Here is a 6,598-nt window from a genome sequence, read left to right as displayed (position 1 = left end):
CAGACCGCGTGAAACGTTGAACTGGCTCAAACCGATCGAAGTGTTCAGCGATTTGGTAAGGAACGCAGTGTCGCCATGATCACTTGAATCCGCCATGCCTTCGGGGGCTTTGGCACCATCGGCGCCCTGCGCCCAGTCCTCCCACGCGTCGATGAACCCTTGCCGCTCGGTCTTCGTCTGCTTCGCCAGCTCCTGAAATGCTTCAGAGTGGCGTAGCTCCAGCAAATACAGCTTGGTCAGTAGCTCCAGTGGTAGTTCTGCGCCGGCGAGGGACGCCAAGTGCTCACGCACCGCCAGCGCGTTGAGGAACCGTTTGATAGCTCGAGGGCTGCGCCACACGTCCGCTGCAAGGCCACGCGCGATGCTTGCCGCAAGCGTCAGGGTGGCCGCCGTAGGTTCGGTGTCCGACTGGCCCGGAAGTACGTAAGGTGCCTTGCCCTCCACCCGCCGCTTCCGGGAGAGGGCGACGATCTCTTTGTACCGGCCGCCGGTCGCGGAACCCGAGTTGCACAGCAGTAACGCGATGTAGGCTTCGGCCTGCTCGATCGACAGCATGGGCAGCGTGACGGGAAGCTGCACGATCTTCTCCGTGTAGACCTTCGCAAAGCCTCCCCGAGCGGCGCCGCGTAGCTCGATGTCGACCGCATCCCGAATCAGGTCCTGGTCGGCGGCGATTACAAACGCCATCTTCTTGACCGACAGGAAAAGTTTGATCGACTCGAGGGTCGCCATGATCGTCGGCGGCAGGCAGCGGTCCAGGTCGTCCACGAGTACTACGACCCTCGCCAGACCGTCCATCGAATCCATGAGGGCCTGGAACTGCTCCCGGAACCCCGCCATGCCCTGTTGGACCTGATCGGCTTCGCTAGTCCTCGCTTCTGGCGTCAGGGCATCAACGAGGTCAGTAATTTTGGGCGACATGGTGACCGCGCTGCTGATCAGAACCTTCGCCACCCGCCCCCACGCAATCCGTTTGCGTAGCTCGTTCAACTTCTCCAGGACGACCTTGGTGTTGGGTGTCTCTTCCGTGGGCACCTGGCTCTGCAGCGTGTCGAGCACCTGAGCGATCAGGGTGCCGCGCATGTCCTCGGCGTTCTCAAACTCCCAAGGGTCGATTCGAACCACGAGGACATGCCCGAGCGCAGACAGATCCTTCGCGATGAGGTTGAGCGCCGTCGACTTGCCACCGCCCCAAGCGCTGTGAATTCCGACGGTGACCGGGTCGAGGCCCCCCGAGCCCACAATGCGCGCGACGACATCGGCGATGGCATCAAAGCCGAGGAGGTCTTCTTCGGCTGGGTTGTCGTCGAACAGCCGGGCCTTGCTAACAACCTGTTCGACCACGGCTACTCCAAGTCAATGATCGTCCCCGAGTTGCCGCAGGACTCTACCGCGAAGGGCCAACAAGGCGCGCGCTGCAGCAATCAGCCAAAGGTCGGCTTGCCGACATCCAAAAGCCCGATGATTCGCTATTCCGCACAAAGGGTCAGGGTTGGCTACTCCAAAGGCAGCCAACCGTTGCGCATGCCCGGATCGCACCGTGAGGAAGCAGCTCCGAGTTCAGCTCGCGGGGGCAGCCGGCACGTCGGTCAGCGCGTCTGCGAGCAGTGCGCACAACTGTCGCTGATAACGTGCGGCCGGTCACATAATCATGGGCGCCGGGATCGGGTGAGCGGTGTGAGACCGCGCCGGCTTGACAGCAGAGCGACGTCCTTGGGGCTCTCGTTTCGTTGGAGGCTGCTGAGTACGGCGTGCTGGGTCTCTGGTGTCCAGAAGATCCGTAGGTCCTCGCGTGCACGGGTGACTGCCGTGTAGAAGATGCTGTGCGTGATGTCGTCTTCGTTGGCGTCAGTGATGACGATCTTGACAGAGTCGTACTCGAGGCCCTGCGCCTTGTGTATAGAGACGGCGTAGGCGACCTGGAACGGAACGGCGGTGTTAAGGGAATCGTCGTCCGCGTCGCTGGTGTCGTGGTCGTAGACGCAGAAGCGTACGGTCGATCCTCCCACCCATTCCAGATCGCCGCCGCCGACGTCGAACTCGCTGAGCGGACGGTCGAGCTCGACGTCGAACTGGATCTGGCCGGGGGCGCACGCGATGTCGACGATCCGCCCCTTCAGGTTGTTGTAAATGACCGGCCGGAACCGCTCGGCCTCGTTGAAAAGGACCGAATCTCCGATCTTGTAGGTGGAGTCACGCCAGGTGATCGCCGGGTTCGGGTTGCTGCTCTGGAGGAATCGGTTGATGTTGTTGATGCCGTAGAGGCCGTCGTAGTTCAGGCAGAGGATGATGTCGTCGTCCCGCTGGGCCTTGAACAGTGACGTGTCGAGCACGGTCGAGTAGCCGTTACGGGCAATGACCTCGGCGACGTCGTCGTCGAGGTTTCGGACCTTGCCCCAGAAGTCGAGCAGCGACTTGTTTGTCGTCCGGAACGGGGTGGTCAGCTCGAACATCGCGGTGCTGGGGATGAACGAGCGGATGATACTGAACCAGTTACCGAACTGGATCGACTCGATCTGGTAGACATCGCCGACGAGCACGAGCAGCTTGAAGGACGTCTGCTCCAAAACCTTGAGCAGGTCAGCGTTGCTTACGGTGCTGCACTCGTCGATGACCAGCACGTCGTACTCCGTATCGGAGGCGGCCCGGTGGATTTGGCTGCTGATTGTCCGGAAAGCTGAGTCCTGCGCGGTGACCTTGCGCTTGAGGTTGTTCATCGCCGGATTGGTGTGGGCGAGGAACAGCTTCGACTTGTCGTTGAAGTAGCTCGCAATGTGGTCGACCATCGTCGACTTACCGGTGCCGGCCGCGCCGTAGACCAGCGCCACCTTCGACTGGCTGAACAACTGCTTCAGCGCGGACCTCTTGAACTCGTCGTCAATGCCACGTGGCTTCTCGCCGAGCCAGCGCTCGACGGCCTCGGTGTAGCCGTCGATCCCCGAGGACGCGAGCTTCTGCAACTCTTCGACGATGGCGAAGGTGTCGTCCTCGTAACCCCGGATGAAGACGTGCCCCTTGTCCAGCAAGAGTTGCCGCTTGGTGTGCCTGTAGTAAATCTTGCTGTTGTAGGCAGCGACCAGCGCGTTGACGTCCCCGAACTCCTCGAGATCCGCCACTGGCGTGTAGAGAAGCCCACGGCGCTCGACGTTGTTCTTGACATGCCGGGCGAGCAGCTCGTGCTTGCGCGTGGTGGCATCGAGGCTCTCGACCAGATCCCAGAACCGCGGGTTGTGTCCCGACAACGAAGTACAGAAGGGCATCTGGTCGAACGGGATGCAGCCGTACTGCAGATTCAGCCCGGACAGCCGGGCGCAGCTATCCCAGCTGTATTGCCGCTTCAGGACGAGGTTGTTCATCCGCAGCATGAGATAGCGGAGGACGTTGTGACCCGGCAGACCCGAGCGCACGATACGGCGCGCCTCGTCTAGCGCAGCGAAGATCTGCGGCGTCTTGACGAGGGCCGTGCCCTCGGCCCTCGTCGCCTTGTACTGGTCGTCAGGCATGTCGACCAGGTCGAGTAGGCTGCCGGAGCCGGCCGTCAGCCCTCGCATCAGGTAGACGTACTCCGCGGAGCTGATCCGGGTCTCGGTGGGGATGTCGAACAGACGTGCGAAGTTGTCGAACTCGCACGGGCGGATCGAGACCTCCCACTCGCGGATGACCGTGATCGGCATCGTCTGATCGAGTACCTCGATCGCATCATGCTGGAGCGTCAGCATGGCCGAGTACTTGTCGGTCATGTCGATGTCAGTGAAGGCGATGATGCGGTCGGACTTGCTGACCTTGTTGACGGCCCGGTAGAAGGTGACCTCGTAATGGATGCGCCCGTCGACGAAGAACGGACGGGTCTGGTGGATGTAGTAGCGGGCGCGCGGGTTGCCGTCGACCGGTGTCAACCGAAGTGCGTCTATTCTCGCCGCGATCTTCTCGTGGTATTCGCGCAGCGAGGGATCGAGATCGATCGGGAACGATTCCAGGTTGGCCAGCGCCGAGATTCCGCAGCTGTCCTTCAGTAGGGTGCGGATCCGCAGGAGATACTCGTAGTACTTGAGCATCAAGCGTTCCGAGGCGTCGCCGTCCAGTGTGTAGTGGGAGGCGCTGATCTGGATAAGTTTGTGGAACTTGCCGAGGAAGTTCAGCTTGCCCTTGCTCTTGACGTAGGTGAGTCCGGGATCCACAGCCGCGTAGTTGAACTCGGCGTCGTCCTTACCCGTGTGGAGACGCACGGCGACGCCTTCGACCAGGTTGCGCAGCTGGGCAAGGAGGTTCTGCGAGAGCAGAGCACGTTGATCCGTGAGCGATGCGATGTTCTGGCAGATCGCCTCATTCACGCGCTGAATCTGTTCGCCGACCGTGGTCATGAGGTCTGTCCATCTCAATCGCTAGAAGTGATCCCGAAGTCCCGCTCAAGGTAGGCGTTGAGCCTAGCGAGCGCGCGCTGTTTTCCGCCACGCTCACTTCCAGGTGCTGTGGGCGACACCGGGGCGGAGCCCTTCCGGCGTGACTCCCTCCGACGCGGACCGATCGTCATCCGCGGCGTGCTGCGCCTGAACCTGCCTCTCGAAGAGCTGATCAGTGCCGCTTCGTGGCGCCGGCCGGGTTGGCCGTGTGGACGTTGATGACGCCTATGTCGAACGGGCGATCCTTGAAGGCGGCTCGCTCAAGACCTTCACGACCGGCCAGATCGTGTCGTCCTCTCCCCAGGCCATGGTCCAGCCACAACTCGTTCAAGCCGCCGATCTCGGTACCTGTCGAGGAGTTGGACTCCAGCTGCACTCGTGCGGGCCACCTCCACACAGCCGCCATCTACGAAGGAACGAAGGTCGTCAACCAGAATGATCCTCGTCTCGCTAGCATCCACCCCGGAGATGACGCCTGGAGCCGCTGTGATTCGGCAACCGGATCTGCCGTTGCGAGTGCGGCTCGTCCAGACAGTAACCGAGTGTAGTCAGCGAGGCGACTCGCCCTGCGGCAAGGAGACTTGCTCGAGCGACATCGTCGACCTTTGGTACGCCGATATATGTACGCTCTGGCGTACCTGCCTGTGCACTCGGACCTGTACCCGCCAGCAGAGCCGCGTACGTATTCCATACGAGGAGCTGCGGCAGCCCGTTCGTCGGATGGGCGATGGATCGCAATCTCGGGCTCGCGTGCCTGCATGCCGGTGCCGCTGAGTTGTTACGCCCATGCTGTCGATCCGGAATCCATGACAAGGACCGCTTCTGGTGACGTCTCGTGTGGGGTTACGGTATCGATCTCCCCTCGGACACCAGTCTTCGTGGAGATTCGCGCAAGATCGACCGATAACGGCAGCGCAGCGGATCACCACCGGCGGCACCCGTGCTCATGGCGAACCTCGGGGGACGATCCCGCCTGCGCTGATGGTGGCGCGGCCGCACTGGCGGGGTGGCCGTGAGCCGCCGGCGGCCCTCTCCTCGCTGGCACGACGAGCAGCTCGTCGAGGCGCTCGTGCCCACCCCACTGCCGGCCGCGCCGCCGCAGCCGGCGCCCATGCCGGCCCTGCCGCCGCCCGCTGACCAGACCTCCGGCGGGGTGTTGTTCGACGTCGCCCGCCTCGATTCCGCGGGTCGGGTGACGGTCCGCCCGCTGCTTCACGCCGTGTTGTGGCTGCTAGTCGTCCTCGCAGCCGATACCGTTGCCGTCGCGGTCGAGGTCGTAGACATCCTCGCCAATGACACGCACCGGGCCCGAGATGTACTTGGGGCCGTTGCCGCCGTTGCGAAGGCAGTCCACGTCGTCGGCGATGGGCACACACTCTCCGGCGTAGTTGGGGTGGCAGCGTTTGGTTCCCGTGGCGATGACCTCGGTGACCGGTGCCACGGTTACCTCCGACTTGACGAGTTTCCTCGCGGTTTCGACGCCGTCGGCGACGGTCACCTGGTAGGTGAGGGTTCTCTCGCCATCAACGCCTTCGGTTCTCACTATCGTGACGCCCATACGCAGAGACGAGTCCTTCACCCGCATCGTCCCGTGCGGGATTGGCTTCGTCTCGGTGGCGATCCGAGTCTTCACCGCAGGGGTTGCTGCCGCCGTGGGTGACGGCTCGCCGGTGGCGGTCGCCGGGGCAGGTTTTTTGCTCGCGGCCACAGCCCCGGCGGCCTGCTGCTTGCTGGCGTCGCTGCGAGGGTCCGCAGCCCCACCGGCGAAGAACCCAACGAAGGCCAGCACGATGAAACAGGCGGCGGCGAGCGTGAACGCCTCCTGGTAAGAGAAACCCCGCCGGGCAGGGCCATTCTGTTGTACGGGCGGGAGCTGCGCGGGCGGGCCGTGAGGCGGGGGTGGCGTTTGCCCGTCCGAAGGGTCTTGCTGGGGGTGTTCGGTCACCTCTGCCAGTGTGCTGACGGTGGGAGATGCCACCACTACCCGATTGGCTGCCGCCTGTGTCGGGATTCTGACCGGCCGCTGGTGTTCCTGGCTGGATGGCGTCAGTTCCACTCCCAGGTGGCACCCTGCCGATGCTGGAAGGTCGGCGGCTCCGTCTCTGTCAACGGCGGCTCAAAATTGGCTCTGGCACAAGTTTCGTGATCTGGCTTGGTGCGGCTGGTCATGGTTGGGCGAGGATTCGTTTGCGGAGTAG

The 6,598-nt window shown here is 63.0% G+C and carries 3 protein-coding genes and 1 pseudogene; all 4 read right to left on the bottom strand.

Annotated elements, in window-relative coordinates; translation table 11 throughout:
* The coding region (locus tag ABZ807_RS32870) for a P-loop NTPase fold protein (RefSeq protein WP_357166929.1) at positions 1-1,344 on the bottom strand (1,344 nt) is incomplete at its 3' end.
* Between the two features lie 305 nt (positions 1,345-1,649).
* Complete coding sequence (locus tag ABZ807_RS32865; protein ID WP_357166926.1) at positions 1,650-4,361, bottom strand: ATP-dependent RecD-like DNA helicase; 2,712 nt, start codon at positions 4,359-4,361, stop codon at positions 1,650-1,652.
* A gap of 220 nt (positions 4,362-4,581) precedes the next feature.
* Positions 4,582-4,861, bottom strand: a pseudogene (locus tag ABZ807_RS32860) (cyclic-phosphate processing receiver domain-containing protein); the annotation flags it as partial.
* 770 nt (positions 4,862-5,631) lie between these two features.
* Positions 5,632-6,189 (bottom strand): G5 domain-containing protein, encoded by a 558-nt coding sequence (locus ABZ807_RS32855; RefSeq protein WP_357166923.1) that lies wholly within the window; start codon positions 6,187-6,189, stop codon positions 5,632-5,634.
* Between the last annotated feature and the right edge of the window lie 409 nt (positions 6,190-6,598).

It is taken from the genome of Micromonospora sp. NPDC047548 (assembly GCF_040642975.1).
Taxonomy (GTDB): Bacteria; Actinomycetota; Actinomycetes; order Mycobacteriales; family Micromonosporaceae; genus Micromonospora.
The sequence above is the reverse complement of the archived record's forward strand: the minus strand, read 5'-3'. Positions and strand labels throughout refer to the sequence as shown.

What these genes read in the sequence shown, in the direction of transcription:
- ABZ807_RS32865 (WP_357166926.1), bottom strand. Translation starts at nt 4,361, where the DNA reads ATGACCACGGTCGGCGAACAGATTCAGCGCGTGAATGAGGCGATCTGC.